Source organism: Pseudomonas sp. JH-2 (genome assembly GCF_036231725.1).
GTDB lineage: Bacteria > Pseudomonadota > Gammaproteobacteria > Pseudomonadales > Pseudomonadaceae > Pseudomonas > Pseudomonas delhiensis.
The window spans coordinates 1-23,484 of the sequence record NZ_JAZAQP010000029.1 but is presented as its reverse complement, the minus strand read 5'-3'; the positions used below and the strand labels follow the sequence as shown (position 1 = coordinate 23,484).

The following is a 23,484-nucleotide window of genomic DNA, read 5'->3' as shown; positions in this document are numbered from 1 at the left end:
CATGCGCCTGATCATCGTCAGCGGCCGTTCCGGCTCCGGCAAGAGCACTGCCCTCAACGTCCTCGAGGACAGCGGCTTCTACTGCATCGACAACCTGCCGGCCAGCCTGCTGCCGGACCTGGCCCAGCGCGCGCTGCTGCACACCGAGCTGATGCACCCGCAGGTGGCCGTGTCGATCGACGCGCGCAACCTGCCCAGCCAGCTCAAGCGTTTTCCCGAGCTGCTGCAGGAGGCCCGCGACAAGCACATCCAGTGCGACGTGCTGTACCTGGACGCCGACGACGAGACGCTGCTCAAGCGCTTCTCCGAAACGCGCCGGCGCCACCCGCTGACCACCGACAACCGCTCCCTCGCCGAGGCCATCGCCGACGAGGAGCAACTGCTCAGCCCGATCGCCGACCTCGCCGACCTCAAGCTGAACACCACCAACCTCAACCTCTACCAGCTGCGCGACGTCATCAAGCTGCGCCTGCTGAACAAACCCGAGCCGGGCACCGCCTTCCTCGTCGAGTCCTTCGGCTTCAAGCGCGGCATGCCGGTGGACGCCGACCTGGTGTTCGACGTGCGCTGCCTGCCCAACCCCTACTGGAAACCGGAACTGCGCGAGCAATCGGGCCTGGACAAGGACGTGCAGCAATACCTCGCCGAGCAGCCCGACGTGGAAGAGATGTACCAGGACACCCTGGGCTACCTGAACAAATGGCTGCCGCGCTTCGCCGCCAGCAACCGTGCCTACGTCACCATTGCCATCGGCTGCACGGGCGGCCATCATCGCTCGGTCTACCTCGCCGAGCGCATCGGCAGTGCCCTGAGAGCCACCCTGAAGAACGTGCAGATTCGCCACCGCGACCTGAGCTAGCAGCAGATAACGAAAGGACAGCCCCCTCGCGATGCCCGCCCTCGAGATCACCATCATCAACAAGCTCGGCCTGCATGCCCGCGCGGCGGCCAAATTCGTCGGCGTGGCCGGCCGCTTCCCGTGCCAGGTCCGCGTCGGCCGCAGCCCGGAGAGCACGGTGGATGGCAAGAGCATCATGGCCGTGATGATGCTGGCCGCGGGCAAGGGCACCAACCTGCACCTGAACGCCGAGGGCGAGCAGGCCGACGAGGCCCTGCAGGCGCTCGTCGACCTGATCAACAACTACTTCGACGAAGGCGAGTGACCGCCCGCCCGCACGACGCCGCGCGCTAGCCCAGCGACGTATCCAGCACCATCATCAGGCAGAAGCCGACGATCAGCCCCAGGGTGGCCTCCCCGGCATAGCCACGGCGCTGCGATTCCGGAACGATTTCCCGCACCACCACGTAGAGCATGGCGCCCGCCGCCAGGGCCAGGCCCCAGGGCAGCAGCATCCGCGATACGCCCACCAGCCAGGCGCAGAGCACCGCGAACAACGGCTCGACCAGCCCGGAAGCCGCGCCGGCCAGCATCGCCTTGCCCCGCGACATGCCCGCCCCCGCCAGCACCAGCGCGATCGCCAGGCCTTCGGGCACGTCCTGCAGGGCGATGCCCAGCGCCAGGCCGCCCGCCCCTTCGACCTCGCCACCGGCGGCGACGCCCACGGCCATGCCTTCGGGAATGTTGTGCAGGACGATGGCCGCGACGAACAGCAGGATGCGCGCGGGGATGGCCGGCCCCGGCGCGTCCCGCAGGTCATGCTGGGCATCGTCCAGGACCCGCCCGGCCAGCATCAGCCCCAGCGCCCCCAGGGCCATGCCGAAGCTCACCAGCAGGGCCGCGTAGAGCGGCGAGCGGCCACTGGCCTCGACCGCCTCCAGCGCCGGCAGCAGCAGCGAGAACGCGGTCGCCGCCAGCATCACCCCGGCGCCGAAGCCCAGCAGGGCATCGGCCACCCGCGCCGGCATGCTGCGGATCAGCAGCACCGGCACGGCTCCCAGGGCGGTACCCAGGGCGCAGACCAGGCCGCCGACCAGCGCCTGGTACAACGGCGCCGGCAATTGCAGGCGCGCCAGCAGCAACAGGTGGTTGAACAGCAGGCCACTGCCCAGGAGCACTATCCCCAGGCCGAGCCACCAGCGCAGATTGCGTGCGCCGGCCTGGCGCGCGCTTGCCTCTAGCGGGCGCATGGCGTCACTTCCCCGGCAGGCATCAGGCGAGCCCCCGCTGCTCCAGGGCCAGGCGGTAGCGGCGCGCCACTTCCGGCCAGTCGACCACCTCGTAGAAGGCCGCGATGTATTCCGGCCGGCGGTTCTGGTACTGCAGGTAGTAGGCGTGTTCCCAGACGTCCAGGCCGAGGATGGGGATCAGGTCCTGCATCAGCGGGCTGTCCTGGTTGGCGCTGCTTTCCACCTTCAGGCGTCCCTGGCTGTCGACGCAGAGCCAGGCCCAGCCGCTGCCGAAGCGGGTCAGCGCGGCCTTGGTGAAGGCTTCGCGGAAGGCCTTGTAGCCGCCCAGCTCGGTTTCGATGGCGCGGGCCAGGGCGCCGTCGGGCTCGCCGCCGCCCGCGGGCGACATCACCTGCCAGAACAGCGAGTGGTTGGCGTGGCCGCCGCCGTTGTTGATCACCGGGCCGAGCAGCTTCTCCGGCAGGCGGTTCAGCTGCTGCAGCAGTTCTTCCACCGGCAGCTCGGCGAAGGGCGTGCCTTCCAGCGCGGCGTTCAGGTTGTTGACGTAGGTCTGGTGGTGCTTGCTGTGGTGGATCTCCATGGTCCGCGCGTCGATGTGCGGTTCCAGGGCATCGTAGGTGTAGGGCAAGGCGGGAAGACTGTGGGGCATGGTCGCTCCTAGTGGTAGCGCATGGATTGCGGGGCGGCGAAGAGGCCGGGGCGCAGCTCCACTTCGCCCTGCTGGTGCAGCAGCTCGCGGGTGCGCGGGTAGTTGCCGTGCTCGCCGATGAAATTGAGCAGCTCGAGGTAGCTGCGCCGGCTGTGGCGCAGCGCGGCCTCGCGCATGTCGCGGCTCTGCCGCGGGTCGATGCTCAGTTCCAGCAGCCGCTCGTGGCAGTTGCACAGGTATTCGGCGGCCTCTTCCGGCTGGCCCAGCTGCACGTGCAGGTCACCGAGGTTGTGGTGGGAGATGACGAAGGCCATCACCGCCTCGTCCGGCTCGTGCCAGCGACCCAGCAGCAACTGGGCGTGGGCCAGGGCGTGGAGGTAGTGCTCGCGGGCATCGATCAACTCGTTGCGGATGAAGCAGCGGTTCCCCAGTTCGATGGTCTGTTGCCAATGGCGCATGTCGCGTACCTCCACGGTGGGGGCGGCCTTCAGAGGCCGCCGGCGGTGAGTTTCTCGGGGTCCAGCAGGGCCTCCAGGCGCTGGCGGCCGAGATCGGTGTTCTCCAGCGCCACCTCGATGATCGGCCGGCCTTCGCGGTAGGCCTGCTTGGCGATCTCGGCGGCCTTCTGGTAGCCGATGATCGGGTTCAGCGCGGTGACCAGGATGGGGTTGCGCGCCAGCGCCTCGCGCAGGCTCGCCTCGTTGACCTTGAAGCTGGCGATGGCCTTGTCGGCCAGCAGGCGGCTGACGTTGCCCAGCAGCTGGATGCTCTGCAGCAGGTTGTCGGCGATCACCGGCAGCATCACGTTCAGCTCGAAGTTGCCGGACTGCCCGGCCACGGCGATGGTCGCGTCGTTGCCGATCACCTGGGCGGCGACCATGGCGGTGGCCTCGGGGATCACCGGGTTGACCTTGCCGGGCATGATCGAGGAGCCCGGCTGCAGGGCCTCCAGCTCGATCTCGGCGAGGCCGGCGAGCGGGCCGGAGTTCATCCAGCGCAGGTCGTTGGCGACCTTCATCAGCGCCACGGCGAGGGTCTTGAGCTGGCCGGAGACGGCCACGGCGGTGTCCTGGGCGCCGATCAGCGCGAAGAAGTCGTCGCCCGGGCGGAAGGCCAGGCCGGTCAGGCCGTTGAGTTCCTGGCAGAAGCGCGCGGAAAACTGCGGGTGGGCATTCACCCCGGTGCCCACTGCGGTGCCGCCCTGGGCCAGTTGCTGCAGCGCCGGCTGCAGGGCCTCGAGGTGGGCGGTGGCCTGGCGCACCTGCTGGGCCCAGCCGCCGAGCACCTGGCTCAGGCGCACCGGCATGGCGTCCATCAGGTGGGTGCGGCCGGTCTTCACGTAGCGCTGCACCTCGCCGGCCTTGCGCTCGAGGGTGGCCAGCAGGTGGCGCAGGGCCGGCAGCAGGCGCTCGTGGATTTCCAGGGCGGCGCTGATGTGGATGGTCGAGGGGATGATGTCGTTGCTGCTCTGCCCGCAGTTGACCTGGTCGTTGGGGTTGACCGCACGGCCCAGGCGGCGCCCGGCGAGGGTCGCCACCACCTCGTTGGCGTTCATGTTGGAGCTGGTGCCGGAGCCGGTCTGGAACACGTCCACCGGGAAATGCTGGAGGAAATCGCCGGCCAGCAATTCCTCGCAGGCGGCGACGATGGCCGCGCCGGTCTCGGCGTCCAGTTGCTCCAGGGCGACGTTGGCCCGCGCCGCGGCGGCCTTGGCCAGCAGCAGCGCACGGATGAAGGCGGCGGGCATGCGCTGGCCGCTGACCGGGAAGTTGTTCACCGCACGCTGGGTCTGGGCCCCGTACAGCGCCGCGGCCGGCACCGCCAGTTCACCCATGCTGTCGCGTTCGATACGGCTGTCAGTCATTCTGCTTTCTCGCTTACAGGTCGTGGTACGTCAGGGAAGGCGCCATCGGCTGGGTGGCCAGCCGGCGCGAAAGCTGTTGCAGGCGCTGCCTGCGCTCGGCATCGCCGGCCAGGCGGCGCAGGTCGCAGAGCGGGCGGTAGGCGTGATCGAGGCACAGGCCGCGCCAGTGCCAGGGCAAGGCGACATCGGCGGCGGTGTCGAGCAGCAACTGGAAGCTCTTCTCGAACAACTGCCAGGCCGGCAGCGGCTCCCAGGCCACCAGGTAGCGCGTCTCGAACAGGTAGAGCTCCAGCAGGCGCGGCTCGTCGGGCTCCAGCGCGCAGCGGATGCGGGTACCCAGGCGGTACCAGCGGTCGAGCAGGGAGGTGTGGGTTTCGACGAACATGGGAATCCCTCAACCGATAATGAGATTGATTATCGTTACGAGAGAAAGAAAATACAAGTCAGACCAAGGGAGTAGGGCAAATCGAGGAGGTAGTTTCGCCGGGTGCTCTTCGTAGGAGCGAGCTTGCTCGCGAAGGGAGTTCCCCTGAAACGCCGCTGCATAAGGGAGGCGCCTTTCCCTCTCCCTAACCCTCTCCCTGAAGGGAGAGGGGACCGTTCGGTGTATTTGGATGTTCTGCAGTTAGCCGGCAGCGCCGAAGGTTTCCGGCTGAAACCATTCCTCCTCTCGGCACGGACTGCCCCCTCTCCCTTCAGGGCGGGGCGCGCAGCCGAGGGCTGGGGAGAGGGTGCTCTTGGGGCGAGCGCCGAGCCTAGCCGGCACAATGCCATTCGCGAGCAAGCTCGCTCCTACGAAAAAAGAAACGCCGCTTCCCTCGGCAGGAAGCGGCGTTCTCCAGAACCACAGCCTGCTATCAGTTCCCAGCCACCATCATCCTTTCCACCAGCACCGAGCCGGTGTGCAGGTTGCCGCGGTTCTCCACGTCGTTGCCGATGGCCAGGATGCTGGCGAACAGGTCCTTGAGGTTGGCGGCGATGGTGACTTCCTGCACCGGGAACTGGATCTCGCCGTTCTCCACCCAGTAGCCGCCGGCGCCGCGGGAGTAGTCGCCGGTGACCAGGTTGACGCCCTGCCCCATCAGCTCGGTGACCAGCAGGCCGCGGCCCATGCGCCGCAGCAGGGCCTTCTGGTCCTCGTCGCCGTGGCTGACGAAGAGGTTGTGCACGCCGCCGGCGTTGGCCGTGCTGGGCATGCCCAGCTTGCGCCCGGAATAGGTGCCCAGCACATAGGAAACCAGGGTGCCGTTCTCCACGAAGGGCTTGGCGTAGGTGGCCAGGCCATCGTTGTCGAACGCGGCGCTGCCCAGGGCGCCGGGCAGCAGCGGGCGTTCGTCGAGGGTCAGCCATTCGGGGAACAGGCGCTGGCCCAGGCAGCCTTCGAGGAACGACGACTTGCGGTACAGGCTGCCGCCGGAGATGGCGCCGAGGAAGTGGCCGAACAGGCCCACGGCGACCTCCGGGGCGAACAGCACCGGCACCTCGGCGGTCGGCACCGGGCGTGCGCCGAGGCGGCTGGCGGCGCGCTGGGCGGCGCGGCGGCCGATGCTCTGCGGGCTGTCCAGCAGCTCGCCGCGGCGCTTCACGTCGTACCAGTAGTCGCGCTGCATCTGCCCTTCGCCCTCGGCGATCATCACGCAGCTGAGGCTGTGGCGGGTGCTGGCGTAGCCGCCGATGAAGCCGTGGCTGTTGCCGTAGACACGGCAGCCATGGTGGATGTTCAGGGTGGTGCCGTCGGCCTTGGTCACCCGCGGGTCGGCGTCGAAGGCCGCGGCCTCGCAGGCCAGGGCGCGCTCCACCGCCTGGTCCGGGGTCAGCGACCAGGCATGGTAGAGGTCCAGGTCGGGCAGGTCGCGGGCCATCAGCGCGGGGTCGGCCAGGCCGGAGCAATCGTCCTCGGAAGTATGCCTGGCGATGGCCAGGGCCGCCGCCACCGTCTCGCGGATGGCCTCGTCGCCGGTCGCCGAGGTGCTCGCCGAGCCCTTGCGCTGGCCGACGTAGAGGGTGATGCCGAAGCCCTGGTCGCGGTTGAACTCGACCGTCTCGACCTCGCGCTGGCGCACGCTGGTGGACAGCCCCTGCTCCAGGGACACCGCCACTTCGCAGCCGCTGGCGCCCTGGCGCTTCGCCTCGGCGACGATCCGCTCGACCTGCTCGCGCAGTGCCGGAAGTGCCTCTGGGCCGACGGCCTTGGCCTGTTCGCTCATTGCCAAACTCTCCTGTTCTGTTCCGCGGACGGGGCATCGGGCCCCGTGGCCTCGCGGGCGGGCCGGACAAGCGACCCTCGACTCGTTATCATGGCGGCGTTTTCCACTGGACCACCGCCATGGCTGAATATCAAGACGACGACTCGCTGTTCGAAGAGAAGAGCAAGTCGCAAGTAAAACGCGAGCTGCACGCCCTGCAGGACCTCGGCGAGCGCCTGACCGCGCTCAAGCCGGACATGCTCGACCGCCTGCCGCTCACCGAGCCGCTGCGCCGCGCCATCGACGAGGCGCCCAAGCACAAGGCCAACGCCGCCCGCAAACGCCACCGGCAGTTCATCGGCAAGCTGATGCGCGACCAGGACCTCGACGCCATCGTCGCCCTGCTCGACCAGCTCGACAGCTCGACGCGCCAGTACAACGAGCGCTTCCACGCCCTGGAGCGCTGGCGCGACCGCCTCATCACCGGTGGCGACGAGGCCCTTTCCGCCTTCTTCGCCGAATACCCGGACAGCGACCGCCAGCACCTGCTGCAGCTGATCCGCCACGCCCAGCACGAGGCCGCTCACGACAAGCCCCCGGCCGCGGCGCGGAAGATCTTCAAGTACATCCGCGAACTAGACGAGCTCAAGCGCGGCCTCCGCTGAAAGCCTACCCACGACCTGCTGCGCGTCGGCATAACTGCGTTAAAAACAGGTGAGAAATGCTCATTTAGCATCAGTAAACTGCGCTTCCTCACCTGTTTTTGCCTTGTTCTGCTCTAGCTCGCGAGGCCGTGAGCAGACTTTCCAAATGCTTCCCGGCGCCTCAGGCGCCGGTCCCGCCCACGGTGATGCCGTCGATCTTCAGCGTCGGCTGGCCGACGCCCACCGGTACCGACTGGCCATCCTTGCCGCAGGTGCCCACGCCGCTGTCCAGGGCCATGTCGTTGCCGACCATGGACACCCGGCTCATCACTTCCGGGCCGTTGCCGATCAGCGTCGCGCCCTTCACCGGGCGGGTGATCCTGCCGTTCTCGATCAGGTAGGCCTCGCTGCTGGCGAAGACGAACTTGCCGCTGGTGATGTCCACCTGGCCGCCGCCGAGGTTGGCGCAGTAGATGCCCTTCTCCACCGAGGCGATGATCTCCTCCGGCTCGCTCTGCCCGGCCAGCATGTAGGTGTTGGTCATGCGCGGCATCGGCAGGTGCGCGTAGGACTCGCGGCGGCCGTTGCCGGTGCGTGCCACGCCCATCAGGCGGGCGTTGAGCTTGTCCTGCATGTAGCCCTTGAGGATGCCGTTCTCGATCAGCACGTTGTACTGCGTCGGGGTGCCCTCGTCGTCCACCGACAGCGAGCCGCGGCGCCCGGCCAGGGTACCGTCGTCGACGATGGTGCACAGGCTGGAGGCCACCTTCTCGCCGATGCGCCCGCTGTAGGCGGAGCTGCCCTTGCGGTTGAAGTCGCCTTCCAGGCCGTGGCCCACCGCCTCGTGCAGCAGCACGCCGGACCAGCCGGCGCCCATCACCACCGGCAGGGTGCCGGCCGGCGCGGGGACCGCTTCGAGGTTGACCAGAGCCTGGCGCAGCGCCTCGCGGGCGTAGGACATGGCGCGGTCTTCGCTGAGGAAATAGCGATAATCGGTACGGCCGCCGCCGCCGTGGCCGCCGCGCTCGCGGCGGCCGTTCTGCTCGACGATGACGCTGACGTTGAAGCGCACCAGCGGGCGGATGTCCGCGGCCAGCGAGCCATCGGCGGCGGCGATCAGCACCTGCTCCCAGACGCCGGCCAGGCTCACGGTGACCTGCTGGATGCGCGGGTCGAGGGCCCGGGTGGCAGCGTCGATCTTCTGCAGCAGCTCGACCTTCTCGGCGCGGCTGAGCACGTCCAGCGGGTTCTCGCCGGCGTACAGGCGCGTCGGCGCGACCGCCTTGAACGCCTGCACCCTGCCGTTCTGCCCGGCCCGGGAGATCGAGCGCGCGGCGCGCGCCGCCTGGGACAGGGCGTCGGGGGTGATGGCGTTGCTGTAGGCGAAGCCGGTCTTCTCGCCGGACTGGGCGCGCACGCCCACGCCCTGGTCCATGTGGAAGTTGCCTTCCTTGACGATGCCGTCCTCGAGCATCCAGGACTCGGAGACCTGGCTCTGGAAGTACAGGTCGGCGGCGTCGATGCCCGGGCCGCTCAGCTCGTGCAGGATCGGCTGCAGGCCGTCGACGTCCAGGCCGCCGGGGGCCAGCAGGTGCTGGCTGACGGATGACAACAACTCGCTCATGGCTACTCCGTAGGCGCCGGTCCGGGTACGGCCGGCGGATAGAATCTTCGATGGCGGACCACCGGCATGCGCTGCCGGACCGCCGCCTGTTCCGCGCTGTCGCGCTCGGCCAGCAATACCGCCTCGCCCTTGTCGCGCTCGGCGAGGATGCGCCCCCAGGGGTCGACGATGGCCGACTGGCCCCAGGTCTCGCGGCCGCGCAGGTGCGTCCCGCCCTGCCCCGCCGCCAGCAGGTAGCACTGGGTCTCGATGGCGCGGGCGCGGATCAGCACTTCCCAGTGCGCCTGGCCGGTCACCGCGGTGAAGGCCGAGGGCGCGCTGATCAGCTCGGCGCCGGCCTCGCGCAGCCGGGTGTACAACTCGGGGAAGCGCAGGTCGTAGCACACCGTCAGGCCCAGGCGGCCGACCGGGGTATCGGCGACCACCACCTGGCCGCCGAACGCGTAGTCGTCGGACTCGCGGTAGCGGCCGCGGGCATCGGCGACGTCCACGTCGAACAGGTGCAGCTTGTCGTAGCGCGCCGCCCGTTCGCCGCGCTCGTCGACCAGCAGCGAGCAGGCGTTGGCCTTGGCCTCGGGCTGGCCGTCCGGCGGCAACGGCAGGGTACCGGCGACTATCCACAACCTGAGGTCGCGCGCGGCGCTTTTCAACCACGGCAGGATCGGCCCCTCGCCCCGGGCCTCGGCGCGGCCCAGCTCGGCCAGGTCGCGGCGGCCCATGGCGGCGAAGTTCTCCGGCAGCACGGCCAGGCGGGCGCCGCCCTCGGCGGCCTGTTCGAGCAGGCGACGAGCGGCGGCCAGGTTGGCCGGGACATCGTCCTGGCTGACCATCTGGATCACGGCGATGGACATGCGTCTCTCCAACAGCGACTGCGTTTCATCCTAACCGATGCCCGCCGGCTCTGCTCACCGGGGTTTCTCGAAAGGCTTGTCGAAGGCGATCTCGGGGTTCTGCCAGGGGCCCTTGACGCTGTACTGCACGCTGGCGAAACGGGACACCTTGTCGCCCAGCAGCTTGTCCACCACGAAGAGCGCGCCGCCCACCGCCGGGGCGCCGACGATGAGCGCGGCCAGCGGTAGATTGTTGGTCAGCGGCAGGGTCACCAGCAGCCTGGCGTCGATCTGGTCGTGGGCGAGGTCGAGGGTGCCGTTCATCTCGATGTTGCTGGACGGCCCGGTCAGCTTGATCGGCTCGCGGGTCAGGTAGACGCCGTTGGTGGCGCCGAGCACGCCCTGCACGCGGTCGTAGCTCAGGCCCTTGCCGAACAGGTCGGAGAAGTCCAGGCGCAGGCGGCGGTTGATGGCGTTGAAGTTGAGCAGGCCGAACACCCGCAGGGCCTGGGCACTGCCCTCGACGTCGACGAACTGGCCCTTGCGCATGTCGGCCGCCAGGCGCCCGCCGAAACGCCGCAGGCTGATGTAGGCCGGCGAGCCGGGCCAGTTGCCGTCGATGTCCAGGCCGAAGCGTTCGCTGGTGGCGGTGGGGGCGAAGTCCCAGGCCTTGAGCACGTCCGCCAGGTTCTTGCCCTCCAGGCGCCCCTGGAAGGTGCTGCGCGTCGAGCCCACCGGCCCTTCCCAGCGCAACGTGCCGCCGACCTTGAGGCCGCGCAGGTCGAGGTTGACGTTGTTGAAGGCCACGCCGCTGGTGGTCGGGCGCAGGTTGAAGCTCCAGGCGCCGATGGGCTTGCCGCCCTGGGAGATCTGGCGGATGGCCACGTCCATCGCCGGCAGGCTGCGCGGGTCGAACTTCTCCAGCGGGTCGGGGGCGATGGTCGGCGCGGCGGCCAGGTCGTTGGTGGGGTTCTTCGGCAGGTCCAGGCGCGCCAGGTCGATCTGGATGGCCCGCTGGGCGCTGTCCGGGAATACCGCCTGGCCGGCCATCGGGGCGCTGTCGACGCCCAGCTGCCAGCCGCCGGCAACCCGCGCGAGGTCGACCTTGAGGTTGTCCAGGCTGGTGCCGAAGCCGCGGAAGTGGCCGATCCGCAGGTCGGCGCCGCGCAGCAGGCCCTGGGTATCGCCGGGCACGCCGCCGATGCCGTACTTCTTCAGCGCCGCCTGCCACTGGTCCACGTCCAGGGTGTCCAGGTTGCCGCGCACCTGCACCCCGTTCCAGTTCGGCAGCAGCGCCGGGTCGCCGCCCAGGCGCAGGGTGCCGCGGCCGCCCAGGGGTTTGTCGGCGGGGGCGGCGTAGGCCAGGCTGGCCACCTTGTCGTAGTTGGCCCAGTAGCGCCGCTCCGGGCCCTCGAGAGTCATGCGCCAGTCGCTGGCGCGGCTCTCCTCGGCGGCCTTGCCGAGGGGCGCCGGCAGGTCGATGGCCAGGCCCTTGAGGTCGGAGCTGACCTGCAGCTGGCTGTCCTTGCCGTCGAGCAGCAGGTCGAGCTGGTACGGCAGGCGCCCGGAGGCCGGCAACGCCTGGTGCACGCCGCCCCAGTCGAGCAGGCTTTTCAGCGCCACCTGGCCGCCCACCAGCACGCGGGTACGCGGCTTGCCCGGGCTGCCCTCGGCGCGGATGCTGCCGCTGACGCGGCTGCCCAGGGCCTGGGCGCTGAGGCCCTTGGCGCTCAGGCCGCTGTTGGTGTCGTAGCGGAAGTCGCCCTTGAGCTGGGCCAGTTCCAGGGTGGGCTTGGCGATCTTCAGGCGCGCGCCCTCGGTGGCGAAGTCCACCACCACCCGCGCCTGCTTCGCCTGTTCCCTGGCCAGGGGGATGTCCAGGTTCAGGTGGCCCTTGAGCGGGCCCTCGCCTTCCCAGCCGGCGAAGACCTGCTGCACGCCCAGGGGCGAGTCCTGGAGGATCTTCAGGCCGTCGCCCAGGCTGCTGTCGACGTCGCCATCGACGTGCAGGTGGGAGACCTCGCCCTTGGGCACGTGGGGAATGTCCACCTGCACGTCGCTCACCCGGCTCTGCAGGATGCGCCCGGACTGCGCGCGGATGCGCACGCCGCTGTCCTCCACCAGCACCTCGCCCTCGGCCTGGCTCAGCGCCGGCCAGCCCGGCTGGTAGTCCAGCTCGCCGTCGTGGACCTTGAAGTACAGGCTCATGGCGTGGTCTTCCGGCGCCGAGCCCTTGTTCAGCGAGCCCTGCCACTGGAAGTAGCCCTGCTCGACGCGTCCGCCCCTGATGGCGGTGGCCAGCCAGTGGGCCAGGTCCTTGCTCATCTCCGGCAGCACGGTGGGCAGGAACTGCGGGGTGTAGCTGCCGTCGCCATCCACCAGGCCCACGCGCAGGTCCATGTAGCTCTCTTTGTCGTGGTCGTGCATCAGGCGGATCAGCATGTCGCCGCCCAGCCGGCCGACGTCGCCCTCCACCTTCATCAGGTGGCTGCCGAGGGTGAAGGCCTCGTCGTCCCACTTCCAGAACAGCCGTGCGTTGGCGGTGCGGAAGCGCCAGGGCTCGGGGAACAGGGTGGCCAGGTGGAGCATGAAGTCCTTGGCCGAGGCGTCCAGCTGGCCGCCGCCGAGGTTGCCGCTGAAGGTGCCGTCGACGTTGGCCACCGCCGGCACCTCGTGGAAGGCGCTGACGCCGACCTTCTCCAGGTTCACGCCGTAGGCCAGGCGCTCGGCGCCCTGGCGCTGCGGCCACCAGTCGAGGTTGAGGTGGTGCAGCACGCCCTGGGGCGCCAGGCCCTGCAGCCACTCCACCGCCTTGTCCGGCAACGGCGCCAGGCTTTCCACCACTGGCAGCAGCGGGCCCAGGTCCAGGCGGTCGGCGCGCAGGCGCCAGTGTTCTTCGCCGCGGGTCTGCCGGTTCAGCTCCAGTTCCGCCTCGCCCCAGCGCTTTTCGCCGAGGTTGGCCGCCAGATCATTGACGCGCAGGCTCATCTCGTCGCCCTGGCGCTGGAAGTACAGCCCCACGCCGAGGTCGCCGATCTCCACCGCCTCGCGGCCGTCGAAGGAGGCCCGCACCTGCGGCGCATTGAGCCTGGCCACGGCCGCGCTCGGCTGGCCCTTGTCGATGCGCGCCCAGAGTTCGCCGCCGGCCTCCAGCCGCTGGATGCGCCATTGCCGCGTCAGGCTCGCCGGCAGCCACTTCGCCCAGTCGCTCTGCGGCAGGCTGAGGTAGGCGTCGGCCGAGCTGCGCTTCCAGTCCTCGCGGTCGATGCGCGTATCCACCCGCAGCGCCACCGGCTGGCCGTCCGGCAGGTTGAAGCGGCCGTCCAGGCGCTGGCCGAACACGCCGCTGTGCAGGGTCAGGCCCAGGTAGGTCAGGTTCAGCGTCTGCCCCTCACGCGGCAGCAGGCTCAGCTGGCTGTCCAGCAGCGACAGGCGGCGCGGCGTCAGCAGCAGGTCGACGAGCTGGCGCGGGTCGCTGCCCTGGGGGCTGGCCGGCAGGCCCTCGACCTGCCAGTGGCCGTCCTCGCCCTCGCGCAGGCTCAGCTGCAGGCCCTGCAGCTCCAGGCTGTCGATGCGCGGCTGGCGCGCCAGCAGGCTGGCGGGGATGTCGGGGGTCAGGCGCACCTGCTCCAGGCGCAGGGCGTCGCTGCCCTCGCCGAGCTGGATGTCGCGCACCGTGATGATCGGGCCGAAGCCGTGCCAGCTGCCTTCCAGGGCACCGATGCGCACCGGCATGTGCAGCCGCGCGCTGGCCTGCTCGGCCAGCTCGTCGCGGTACTCCGCCACCAGCGGCGCCAGCTGGCGCCCCAGGCTGACGTACAGCGCCAGCAGCACCAGGCCCAGGGCGCACAGCCCCAGCGCCAGGCGCAGCAGGCGCGCGAACAGGCGGCCGAAGGATTCCATGTCAGTAAAACGCCTCAGAGCAGGACGACGTCATACTGTTCCTGGGAGTAGATCGGCTCAACCTGAAACTTGATGGTGCGCCCGATGAACATCTCCAGATCGGCGACGTTGCCCGACTCTTCGTCGAGCAGGCGGTCGACCACCTTCTGGTTGGCCAGCACCACGTAGGAATCGGCCTGGTAGGCGCGGGCCTCACGGAGGATCTCGCGGAAGATCTCGTAGCAGATGGTCTCGGGGGTCTTCAGCATGCCGCGCCCCTGGCAGCACGGGCAGGGCTCGCAGAGCACCTGCACCAGGCTCTCGCGGGTGCGCTTGCGGGTCATCTGCACCAGGCCCAGTTCGGTGATGCCGATGATGTTGGTCTTGGCGTGGTCGCGCTCGAGCTGCTTCTCCAGGGTGCGCAGGACCTGGCGGCGGTGCTCCTCGTCCTCCATGTCGATGAAGTCGATGATGATGATCCCGCCGAGGTTGCGCAGGCGCAGCTGGCGGGCGATGGCGGTGGCCGCCTCGAGGTTGGTCTTGAAGATGGTCTCTTCGAGGTTGCGGTGGCCGACGAAGGCGCCGGTGTTGACGTCGATGGTGGTCATCGCCTCGGTCGGGTCGATGATCAGGTAGCCGCCGGACTTGAGCAGCACCTTGCGCTCCAGGGCCTTCTGGATCTCGTCCTCGACGCCGTAGAGGTCGAAGATCGGCCGCTCGCCGGGGTAGTGCTCCAGGCGGTCGGCGATTTCCGGCATCAGCTCGTCGACGAACTGCGTGATCTTCTGGAAGTTCTCCCGCGAGTCGACGCGGATCTTCTCGATGCGCGGGTTGACCAGGTCGCGCAGGGTGCGCTGGGCCAGGGACAGGTCCTCGTAGATCACCGTCGGCGCGCCGACCGTCTGGATCTGCGCGTCTATCTGGTCCCACAGCCGGCGCAGGTAGCGGATGTCGGCGAGGATCTCGTCCTCCCCGGCGCCCTCGGCGGCGGTGCGCAGGATGAAGCCGCCCTTCTCGACGATGCCCTCGGCCTCGACGCACTTGGCCACCACCTGCTTGAGGCGCTCGCGCTCCTGCTCGTCCTCGATTTTCAGGGAAATCCCGACGTGGCTGGTGCGCGGCATGTACACCAGGTAGCGCGAGGGGATCGACAGGTGCGTGGTCAGGCGCGCGCCCTTGGTGCCGATGGGGTCCTTGGTGACCTGCACCACCAGGCTCTGGCCCTCGTGGACCAGGGCGCCGATGCTTTCCACCGCGCTGCCCTCGCGGGTGGAGATTTCCGCCGCGTGGATGAAGGCCGCGCGCTCCAGGCCGATGTCGACGAAAGCCGCCTGCATCCCCGGCAACACGCGGACCACCTTGCCCTTGTAGATGTTGCCGACTATCCCGCGGCGCAACGTGCGCTCGACGTGGACTTCCTGAAGGACACCGTTTTCCACCACCGCCACGCGCGATTCCATCGGCGTGATATTGATCAGGATCTCTTCGCTCATGCGCCCTTCCTTATCGCGCCCGTGTGCAGCGCTACTTCTTCAAGACTGCCAGCAAGGGATCGCGAAGTCAGCCAACAGTTCCGCGGTCTCGCACAAGGGCAGGCCGACCACCCCGCTGTAGCTGCCCTCGACGCGGTTGACGAAGATCGCCGCCAACCCCTGGATAGCGTAGCCGCCCGCCTTGTCCTGGGGCTCGCCGGTGGCCCAGTAGGCCTGCGCCTCGGCCTCGCCGATGCGGCGGAACGACACGGTGCTCGCCACCACCCGCACTTCGCAGCGGTCGCGGTCGGCCACCGCCACCGCGGTCAGCACCTGGTGCTGGCGGCCGGACAACGCGCTCAGCATGGCCAGGCTGTCCTCGTGGTCCTTCGGCTTGCCAAGGATGCGGCCGTCGAGCACCACCGCGGTATCGGCGCCGAGCACGCAGACGTCGGGCCTCTGGGCAAGCATAGTCAGTCCGGCCAGGGCCTTGCCGCGCGCCAGGCGCTCGACGTAGGCCGCCGGCGTCTCGCCATCCTCGGGCGTTTCGTCGATATTGCCGGAAACCAGGTGGAAGGACAGGCCGATCTGCGTCAGCAGCTCGCGCCGGCGCGGCGAGCTGGAGGCCAGGTAAAGCTGGGGCATCTGCGACTCCCGGAAGAGTCCCGGCCGCCCCTCTCCCGGCCCCGTGCCAGGTGGGAAGCGGCGGGACGGGTATTAGTAGACCTTAAGGCGCTGGGACAGGCCCTTGAGCAGCACCAGCACCCAGGGCCAAAGCAGGCCGCTGACCAGCGCCGGCAAGAGGAAGGCCAGGGTCGGCGGGCGGTTGCCGGTCAGGGCGTTGAGCCACAGCTGCACCAGTTGCGCCAGGCCATAGACCACCATCAGCACCAGGCACTGCTGCCAGACGGGGTACAGGCGCAGGCGCTGCTGCAGGGCCATGACCAGGAACACGATGAAGCTGAGGATCAGGGCGTTCTGCCCGAGCAGGCTGCCGTACAGCACGTCCTCGGCCAGGCCGCAGACCCAGGCGGTGACCATGCCCACCTTCTGCGGCACCATCAGCACCCAGAAGGTGAGGAACAGCGCCAGCCACAGCGGCCGGCCGATTTCCGTGAAGCTGGGCATCGGCGCCACCGACAGCAGCAGCGCCAGCAGCAGGCTGACCCAGATCAGCCAGCCATTGCGCGGTCCTTGGGCGGGCATCAGTGACGGTTCCTTTGTGGCGCGGCCTGGGCCGGCGCCGGCGGATGCGCGGGTGTGGCGGCTGGCGTGGCGGGTGCCGGGGCGGCGCCCTGGGCCGGAGCGGCCGGGGCAGCAGGCGCGGCTGGAGCGGCGGGCGCCGGCGCCTGGCCAGCAGCCTCGGCTGCCTGGCGGTCGGCCTCGGCCTGGGCCTCGGCGGCCTCGGTGGCGCGCTGCTCGGGGGTGCGGCTGTCGCTGAACACCAGCAGCACGTAGCGGCTGCGGTTCATCTTCGCGGTGGGCACGGCGCGGATCACCGCGAACGGCTGGCCGGAGTCGTGGATGACCTCCTTGACCACCGCCACCGGGTAGCCGGCCGGGAAGCGCTGGCCGAGGCCGGAGCTGACCAGCAGGTCGCCTTCCTTGATGTCCGCGGTGTCGGCGACGAAACGCAGTTCCAGGCGCTCCGGGTTGCCGGTGCCGACGGCGATGGCGCGCAGGCCGTTGCGGTTGACCTGCACCGGGATGCTGTGGGTGGTGTCGGTGAGCAGCAGCACGCGGGCGGTGTAGGGCATGACCTCGACCACCTGGCCCATCAGGCCGCTGGCGTCGAGCACCGGCTGGCCCTGGAACACGCCGTCCTTCGCGCCCTTGTCGATGAGGATGCGCTGGGTGAAGGGGTTGGGGTCGACGCCGATCAGTTCGCTGACCAGCACCTTGTCGTCCACCAGGGCGGCGGAATTGAGCAGCTCGCGCAGGCGCACGTTCTGTTCGGTCAGGGCGGCCAGCTTCTGCAGGCGGCGCTGCATCAGCAGCGACTCGGCCTTGAGCCGCTCGTTCTCGGCGAGCAGCTCGCTGCGGCTGGTGAACTGGTCGCGCACGCCTTCCCAGGCACGCACCGGCAGGTCGGCCACGCCATAGAAGGGGGTCAGCACCAGGCCCATCTGGCTGCGCACGGGCTTGAGGTAGTCGAAACGCGCGTCGACCACCATCAGGCCCACCGAAAGCACGGCGAGCACCAGCAGGCGCACGCCCAGCGAGGGCCCTTTGGAGAATAGCGGTTTGATGACCAGCTCCTAGCTGATTGAAGGCGGTTGATGTTTCGCCGTGCGCGGCAAAACGTCAACCACCCTCAAGGGCTCCCACCTCACTCGGTGGAGAGCAGGTCCATGGAGTGGCGGTCCATCATGTCCAGCGCCTTGCCGCCGCCACGGGCCACGCAGGTCAGCGGGTCTTCGGCGACGATCACCGGCAGGCCGGTTTCCTGGGCCAGCAGCTTGTCCAGGTCGCGCAGCAGGGCACCACCGCCGGTCAGCACCAGGCCACGCTCGGCGATGTCCGAGGCCAGCTCCGGCGGGGACTGCTCCAGGGCGCTCTTGACCGCCTGGACGATGGTCGCCAGGGACTCCTGCAGGGCTTCGAGCACCTCGTTGGAGTTCAGGGTGAAGCTGCGCGGCACGCCTTCGGCCAGGTTGCGGCCGCGGACGTCCACCTCGCGCACTTCGCCACCGGAGAAGGCGGCGCCGATCTCCTGCTTGATGCGCTCGGCGGTGGATTCGCCGATCAGGCTGCCGTAGTTGCGGCGCACGTAGGTGACGATGGCTTCGTCGAAGCGGTCGCCGCCGACGCGGACGGATTCGGCGTAGACCACGCCGTTCAGGGAGATCAGCGCGATCTCGGTGGTGCCGCCGCCGATGTCGACGACCATCGAGCCACGGGCTTCCTCGACCGGCAGGCCGGCGCCGATGGCCGCGGCCATGGGCTCCTCGATCAGGTACACCTCGCGGGCGCCGGCGCCCAGGGCCGATTCACGGATGGCGCGGCGCTCCACCTGGGTGGACTTGCACGGCACGCAGATCAGCACGCGAGGGCTGGGCTGCAGGAAGCTGTTCTCGTGCACCTTGTTGATGAAGTACTGCAGCATCTTCTCGCAGACGCTGAAGTCGGCGATGACGCCGTCCTTCATCGGGCGGATGGCCGAGATGTTGCCGGGGGTGCGGCCGAGCATGCGCTTGGCCTCGGTACCGACGGCGACCACGCTCTTCTGGTTGCCATGGTTGCGGATGGCCACTACCGAAGGCTCGTTGAGGACGATGCCGCGTTCGCGCACATAAATGAGGGTATTGGCAGTGCCCAGGTCGATCGACAGATCACTGGAGAACATGCCACGCAATTTTTTGAACATGGAAAGGGAACCCTGGACGATGCGTGGGTGAAAAATGCGCGGGTAAAAAAGTGCGGCAAACTCTAACAATGACGGGGATTTTGGGCAAGGCGGCATTGTGTTAAATTGCTTGACTTTCAGCGCCTTTAAGGCCTGCCCCAGCGGTCCCTGGGACCGCCCGCCGCGGGTTCCGTTCCCCCGCCTACGTTTCGTCCGACCATGCGTCCTATCGACGCTGGCAGCTCTAGCCTGGAGACCCCCGATGGCGCTTGACCGCTCCGACGTGGAAAAAATCGCCCACCTGGCCCGCCTGGGCCTGGCGGAAACCGACGTCCAACCGACCACCGCGACCCTGAACAACATCCTCGGCCTGGTCGACCAGATGCAGGCGGTGGACACCGACGGCGTCGAACCCCTCGCCCACCCCCTGGAAGCCACCCAGCGCCTGCGCGCCGACGTGGTGACCGAAAGCAACCAGCGCGAGGCCTACCAGGCCATCGCACCGGCCGTGGAAGACGGCCTGTACCTGGTTCCGAAAGTGATCGAGTAATAAGGAAGGACACGGACCCATGCTGCACCAACTGACCCTCGCCGAAGTCGCCCGCGGCCTCGCCGACAAGCAGTTCTCCGCCGAAGAGCTGACCCGTGCCCTGCTGAGCCGCATCGAGCAGCTCGATCCGCAGCTCAACAGCTTCATCAGCGTCACCGCCGACGAAGCCCTCGCCCAGGCCCGGGCCGCCGACCAGCGGCGCGCCAACGGCGAGGCCGGCGCCCTGCTCGGCGCGCCCATCGCCCACAAGGACCTGTTCTGCACCCGGGGCGTGCGCACCAGCTGCGGCTCGAAGATCCTCGACAATTTCGTCGCGCCCTACGACGCCACCGTGGTCGAGCGCCTGGCCGCCGCCGGCGCCGTGAGCCTGGGCAAGCTGAACATGGACGAGTTCGCCATGGGCTCGGCCAACGAATCCAGCCACTACGGCCCGGTGAAGAACCCCTGGGACGCCACCCGCGTGCCCGGCGGCTCCTCCGGCGGCTCGGCCGCGGCCGTGGCCGCGCGGCTGATCCCCGCCGCCACCGGCACCGACACCGGCGGCTCGATCCGCCAGCCGGCGGCGCTGACCAACCTCACCGGGATCAAGCCGACCTACGGCCGCGTCTCGCGCTGGGGCATGATCGCCTACGCCTCCAGCCTCGACCAGGCCGGCCCCCTGGCCCGCACCGCCGAGGACTGCGCGCTGATGCTCGGCGCCATGGCCGGCTTCGACGCCAAGGACTCCACCTGCGTCGACCAGCCGCTGGACGACTACCTGGCCGCCCTGGGCAAGCCGCTGGCCGGCCTGCGCATCGGCCTGCCGAAGGAATACTTCGGCGAGGGCCTGGACAGCCGCATCGCCGATGCCGTGCTGGCCGTGGTCGAGCAGCTCAAGCAGCTGGGCGCGGTGGTCAAGGACATCTCCCTGCCGAACATGCGCCACGCCATCCCAGCCTACTACGTGATCGCCCCGGCGGAAGCCAGCTCCAACCTGTCGCGCTTCGATGGCGTACGCTACGGCTACCGCTGCGCGGAGCCGAAGGACCTGCAGGACCTGTACAAGCGCTCCCGCGCCGAAGGCTTCGGCGCCGAGGTGAAGCGCCGCATCATGGTCGGCACCTATGCGCTGTCCGCCGGCTACTACGACGCCTACTACCTGAAGGCGCAGAAGATCCGCCGGCTGATCAAGAACGACTTCGTCAGCGCCTTCGGCGAAGTGGACGTCATCCTCGGCCCGACCACGCCCAACCCGGCCTGGAAGCTCGGCACCAAGAACGACGACCCGGTCGCCCAGTACCTGGAAGACATCTACACCATCACCGCCAACCTCGCCGGCATCCCCGGGCTGTCCATGCCCGCCGGGTTCGTCGATGGCCTGCCGGTGGGCGTGCAGCTGCTCGCCCCGTACTTCCAGGAAGGCCGCCTGCTCAACGTCGCGCACCAGTACCAACAGGTGACCGACTGGCACAAACAAGCACCGGCTGGATTCTGAGGACGACACACATGCAATGGGAAACCGTGATCGGGCTGGAAATCCACGCGCAGCTCGCCACCCAATCGAAGATCTTCTCCGGCAGCGCCACCACCTTCGGCGCCGAGCCCAACACCCAGGCCAGCCTGGTCGACCTGGCGATGCCCGGCACCCTGCCGGTGCTCAACGCCGAGGCCGTGCGCATGGCCTGCCGGTTCGGCCTGGCGATCAACGCCGAGATCGCCGAGCGCAACGTCTTCGCCCGCAAGAACTACTTCTACCCGGACCTGCCCAAGGGCTACCAGACCAGCCAGATGGACCACCCCATCGTCGGCAAGGGCTTCCTCGACATCACCCTGGAAGACGGCACCGTCAAGCGCGTCGGCATCACCCGCGCGCACCTGGAAGAGGACGCCGGCAAGAGCCTGCACGAAGACTTCCACGGCATGAGCGGCATCGACCTGAACCGCGCCGGCACGCCGCTGCTGGAGATCGTCTCCGAACCGGACATCCGCAGCGCCAAGGAAGCCGTGGCCTATGTGAAGGCGATCCACGCGCTGGTGCGCTACCTGGGCATCTGCGACGGCAACATGGCCGAGGGCTCGCTGCGCTGCGACTGCAACGTCTCGGTGCGCCCGAAAGGCCAGGCCGAGTTCGGCACCCGCGCCGAGATCAAGAACGTCAACTCCTTCCGCTTCATCGAGAAGGCGATCAACCACGAGGTGCAGCGCCAGATCGACCTGATCGAGGACGGCGGCAAGGTGGTGCAGGAAACCCGCCTGTACGACCCGAACAAGGACGAGACGCGCTCCATGCGCAGCAAGGAAGAAGCCAACGACTACCGCTACTTCCCCTGCCCGGACCTGCTGCCGGTGGTGATCGAGCGCAGCTTCCTGGAAGAGTTGCGCGCCAGCCTGCCGGAACTGCCGGACCAGAAGCGCGAGCGCTTCGAGAGCCAGTACGGGCTGTCGGCCTATGACGCCAGCGTGCTGTCCGCCAGCCGCGAGATGGCCGACTACTTCGAGCAGGTGCAGGGCATCTGCGGCGACGCCAAGCTTGCGGCCAACTGGGTGATGGGCGAGTTGTCCAGCCTGCTCAACAAGGACGGCCTGGAGATCGAGCAGTCGCCGGTTTCCGCCGAGCAACTGGGCGGCATGATCCTGCGCATCAAGGACAACACCATCAGCGGCAAGATCGCCAAGATGGTCTTCGAGGCCATGGCCGCCGGCGAAGGCTCGGCCGATGCGATCATCGAGGCCAAGGGCCTGAAACAGGTCACCGACACCGGCGCCATAGACAAGATGCTCGACGAGGTGCTGGCGGCCAACGCCGAGCAGGTCGAACAGTACCGCGCCAGCGACGAAGCCAAGCGCGGCAAGATGTTCGGCTTCTTCGTCGGCCAGGCCATGAAGGCCTCGAAGGGGAAAGCCAACCCCGGGCAGGTGAACGAACTGCTGAAGAAGAAGCTCGAAGGCTGAGCCCACTCTTCCTGACGCCGGGCTTGCCCGGCGTTTTTTCGTCCGGAGGCTCGATGCTGCGTTCTCTCGCCCTGCTCTGCGGCCTGGCCCTGCTGGCCGGCTGCGCCACTTCGTCGTACGACGGCGGCTCGGCGCGCGGCTACCGCGCCGAAGGCACCGCGTCCTACTACGGCCGCGCGCACCACGGCAGGAAGACCGCCAGCGGCGAGCGCTTCGACCAGCACGCATTGACCGCCGCGCACCGCAGCCTGCCCTTCGGCACCCGGCTGAAGGTCACCAACCTCGACAACGGCCGCAGCGTGGTGGTGCGCGTCAACGACCGCGGGCCCTTCGGCCGTGGCAGGATCATCGACCTGTCCCGCGGTGCGGCGCAACGCCTCGACATGTTGCGCACCGGCACGGCGCCGGTGCGCCTGGAAGCCATCGACTAGGAGCAGTCCGAATGACCGACAAGCGCAAGGCCGGCGAACAGGTACGCCGGGAAGTGATGGGCGACGCCTTCGTCGACCGCGCCCTGAACAACGCCACCGACTTCACCCGGCCGCTGCAGGACTTCGTCAACGAAAACGCCTGGGGCAGCGTCTGGTCCCGCGACGGCCTGCCGCGCAAGACCCGCAGCCTGATCACCCTGGCCGCCCTGACCGCGCTGAAATGCCCGCAGGAACTGAAAGGCCACGTGCGCGGCGCGCTGAACAACGGCTGCACGGTGGAAGAAATCCGCGAAGCGCTGCTGCACTGCGCGGTCTACGCCGGCGTACCGGCAGCGATCGACGCCTTCCGCGCGGCGCAGGAAGTGATAGAGGCGTGGCAGGCGGACCAGAAGGCCTGAACGTAGGACGCATAACCGTTCGCGATTATCCGCCGCCGGCCGGAACGCCGGAGCCCACGACGACGGCGGATAACGCTTGAGGCGTTATCCGCCCTACGGTCCCGGGAGCTTCGCAGCCCCACTGCACGCCGAACGGTCCCCTCTCCTGCTTGCGGGGGAGGGTTAGGGAGGGGGAGCGGAGTTCAGGCCAGGCACCGGTACATCGGCGAAGTCCGCCCCTCTCCCCAACCCTCTCCCTGAAGGGAGAGGGAGCTTGTCCTGAGCGAGCTGAAAATCAAGAGCCCGCCGGCAGCTCCACAGTCTCGCAGTGAGCTTTGCGGCCCCGCCTCACACCGAACGGTCCCCTCTCCCGCTTGCGGGGGAGGGTTAGGGAGGGGGAACGGAGTTCAGGCCAACCACCACACATCGGCGAAGTCCGGAACCCTCTCCCCAGCCCTCTCCCTGAAGGGAGAGGGAGCTTGTCCTGAGCGAGCTGAAGATCAAGAGTCAGCCGGTTCCCCACAGTCTCGCAGTGTGGTGGTCAAATAATTTCGGACACTTCGATAGGTTGTCTGGGTGGCCTGCGCTCGTAGCTGGTGGGTGGCAGATA

The 23,484-nt window shown here is 68.8% G+C and carries 22 protein-coding genes; 8 read left to right on the top strand and 14 right to left on the bottom strand.

Annotated features, from left to right (window positions below; translation table 11 throughout):
• The first annotated feature begins 1 nt into the window (after position 1).
• Together rapZ and VV867_RS19350 are read left to right on the top strand one after the other, a co-directional pair.
• Positions 2 to 859, top strand: coding sequence for an RNase adapter RapZ (rapZ, locus tag VV867_RS19355; RefSeq protein WP_089390613.1), 858 nt, complete (start codon positions 2 to 4; stop codon positions 857 to 859).
• A gap of 31 nt (positions 860 to 890) precedes the next feature.
• Positions 891 to 1,163: an HPr family phosphocarrier protein gene (locus tag VV867_RS19350; RefSeq protein ID WP_009617794.1), complete on the top strand. Its 273-nt coding sequence runs from the start codon at positions 891 to 893 to the stop codon at positions 1,161 to 1,163.
• A 25-nt stretch (positions 1,164 to 1,188) separates the two neighbouring features.
• Here the strand turns inward: VV867_RS19350 and VV867_RS19345 are convergent, their stop codons facing one another.
• The 6 genes from VV867_RS19345 to pmbA form a co-directional block, all read right to left on the bottom strand.
• Positions 1,189 to 2,088 carry a ZIP family metal transporter gene (locus VV867_RS19345; protein ID WP_328567300.1) on the bottom strand — a complete coding sequence of 300 codons (900 nt, stop codon included), beginning with the start codon at positions 2,086 to 2,088 and terminating at the stop codon, positions 1,189 to 1,191.
• Between the two features lie 22 nt (positions 2,089 to 2,110).
• Positions 2,111 to 2,737 (bottom strand): superoxide dismutase, encoded by a 627-nt coding sequence (locus VV867_RS19340; protein WP_328567299.1) that lies wholly within the window; start codon positions 2,735 to 2,737, stop codon positions 2,111 to 2,113.
• Positions 2,738 to 2,745: 8 nt separating this feature from the next.
• Positions 2,746 to 3,195 (bottom strand): hypothetical protein, encoded by a 450-nt coding sequence (locus tag VV867_RS19335; protein ID WP_328567298.1) that lies wholly within the window; start codon positions 3,193 to 3,195, stop codon positions 2,746 to 2,748.
• Positions 3,196 to 3,224: 29 nt separating this feature from the next.
• Positions 3,225 to 4,601: a class II fumarate hydratase FumC gene (gene fumC / locus VV867_RS19330; protein ID WP_328567297.1), complete on the bottom strand. Its 1,377-nt coding sequence runs from the start codon at positions 4,599 to 4,601 to the stop codon at positions 3,225 to 3,227.
• Positions 4,602 to 4,614: 13 nt separating this feature from the next.
• Positions 4,615 to 4,986, bottom strand: coding sequence for a hypothetical protein (locus VV867_RS19325; RefSeq protein ID WP_009617785.1), 372 nt, complete (start codon positions 4,984 to 4,986; stop codon positions 4,615 to 4,617).
• A gap of 472 nt (positions 4,987 to 5,458) precedes the next feature.
• Positions 5,459 to 6,808 (bottom strand): metalloprotease PmbA, encoded by a 1,350-nt coding sequence (pmbA, locus tag VV867_RS19320; protein ID WP_109935845.1) that lies wholly within the window; start codon positions 6,806 to 6,808, stop codon positions 5,459 to 5,461.
• Positions 6,809 to 6,927: 119 nt separating this feature from the next.
• Between pmbA and yjgA the strand changes: the two genes are divergently transcribed.
• Positions 6,928 to 7,452: a ribosome biogenesis factor YjgA gene (yjgA, locus tag VV867_RS19315; RefSeq protein ID WP_043272347.1), complete on the top strand. Its 525-nt coding sequence runs from the start codon at positions 6,928 to 6,930 to the stop codon at positions 7,450 to 7,452.
• 160 nt (positions 7,453 to 7,612) lie between these two features.
• Here yjgA and tldD read toward each other — a convergent pair whose 3' ends face one another.
• From tldD to mreB, 8 genes are all read right to left on the bottom strand, one after another.
• Positions 7,613 to 9,055 carry a metalloprotease TldD gene (gene tldD / locus VV867_RS19310; protein ID WP_328567296.1) on the bottom strand — a complete coding sequence of 481 codons (1,443 nt, stop codon included), beginning with the start codon at positions 9,053 to 9,055 and terminating at the stop codon, positions 7,613 to 7,615.
• Positions 9,056 to 9,057: 2 nt separating this feature from the next.
• Positions 9,058 to 9,906 (bottom strand): carbon-nitrogen hydrolase family protein, encoded by an 849-nt coding sequence (locus tag VV867_RS19305; protein ID WP_328567295.1) that lies wholly within the window; start codon positions 9,904 to 9,906, stop codon positions 9,058 to 9,060.
• A gap of 54 nt (positions 9,907 to 9,960) precedes the next feature.
• The gene (locus tag VV867_RS19300) at positions 9,961 to 13,788 is read right to left on the bottom strand and encodes a YhdP family protein (RefSeq protein WP_328567294.1); all 3,828 of its coding nucleotides are present in this window, start codon (positions 13,786 to 13,788) and stop codon (positions 9,961 to 9,963) included.
• Positions 13,789 to 13,802: 14 nt separating this feature from the next.
• Positions 13,803 to 15,260 carry a ribonuclease G gene (gene rng / locus VV867_RS19295; RefSeq protein WP_109936872.1) on the bottom strand — a complete coding sequence of 486 codons (1,458 nt, stop codon included), beginning with the start codon at positions 15,258 to 15,260 and terminating at the stop codon, positions 13,803 to 13,805.
• Between the two features lie 39 nt (positions 15,261 to 15,299).
• Positions 15,300 to 15,884 carry a Maf family protein gene (locus VV867_RS19290; protein WP_109936871.1) on the bottom strand — a complete coding sequence of 195 codons (585 nt, stop codon included), beginning with the start codon at positions 15,882 to 15,884 and terminating at the stop codon, positions 15,300 to 15,302.
• 72 nt (positions 15,885 to 15,956) lie between these two features.
• On the bottom strand, positions 15,957 to 16,445 hold the full coding sequence (mreD, locus tag VV867_RS19285; RefSeq protein ID WP_109936870.1) for a rod shape-determining protein MreD: 489 nt from the start codon (positions 16,443 to 16,445) through the stop codon (positions 15,957 to 15,959).
• Complete coding sequence (gene mreC / locus VV867_RS19280) at positions 16,445 to 17,488, bottom strand: rod shape-determining protein MreC (RefSeq protein ID WP_275630529.1); 1,044 nt, start codon at positions 17,486 to 17,488, stop codon at positions 16,445 to 16,447. The genes mreD and mreC overlap by 1 nt, the downstream gene beginning before the upstream one ends.
• 80 nt (positions 17,489 to 17,568) lie before the next feature.
• Positions 17,569 to 18,606, bottom strand: a complete 1,038-nt coding sequence (mreB, locus tag VV867_RS19275; RefSeq protein WP_009617768.1) for a rod shape-determining protein MreB — start codon at positions 18,604 to 18,606, stop codon at positions 17,569 to 17,571.
• 241 nt (positions 18,607 to 18,847) lie between these two features.
• Between mreB and gatC the strand changes: the two genes are divergently transcribed.
• Genes gatC through VV867_RS19250 form a run of 5 tightly spaced genes read left to right on the top strand, consistent with a single transcriptional unit; the run spans position 18,848 to position 22,895 of the window.
• The gene (gene gatC / locus VV867_RS19270; protein WP_109936868.1) at positions 18,848 to 19,135 is read left to right on the top strand and encodes an Asp-tRNA(Asn)/Glu-tRNA(Gln) amidotransferase subunit GatC; all 288 of its coding nucleotides are present in this window, start codon (positions 18,848 to 18,850) and stop codon (positions 19,133 to 19,135) included.
• 19 nt (positions 19,136 to 19,154) lie between these two features.
• The gene (gene gatA, locus VV867_RS19265; RefSeq protein ID WP_328567293.1) at positions 19,155 to 20,609 is read left to right on the top strand and encodes an Asp-tRNA(Asn)/Glu-tRNA(Gln) amidotransferase subunit GatA; all 1,455 of its coding nucleotides are present in this window, start codon (positions 19,155 to 19,157) and stop codon (positions 20,607 to 20,609) included.
• 11 nt (positions 20,610 to 20,620) lie between these two features.
• Complete coding sequence (gene gatB / locus VV867_RS19260; RefSeq protein WP_328567292.1) at positions 20,621 to 22,066, top strand: Asp-tRNA(Asn)/Glu-tRNA(Gln) amidotransferase subunit GatB; 1,446 nt, start codon at positions 20,621 to 20,623, stop codon at positions 22,064 to 22,066.
• A 53-nt stretch (positions 22,067 to 22,119) separates the two neighbouring features.
• Positions 22,120 to 22,497 carry a septal ring lytic transglycosylase RlpA family protein gene (locus VV867_RS19255; protein ID WP_089390595.1) on the top strand — a complete coding sequence of 126 codons (378 nt, stop codon included), beginning with the start codon at positions 22,120 to 22,122 and terminating at the stop codon, positions 22,495 to 22,497.
• A gap of 11 nt (positions 22,498 to 22,508) precedes the next feature.
• Positions 22,509 to 22,895 carry a carboxymuconolactone decarboxylase family protein gene (locus tag VV867_RS19250; RefSeq protein ID WP_109936865.1) on the top strand — a complete coding sequence of 129 codons (387 nt, stop codon included), beginning with the start codon at positions 22,509 to 22,511 and terminating at the stop codon, positions 22,893 to 22,895.
• Positions 22,896 to 23,484: the final 589 nt, after the last annotated feature.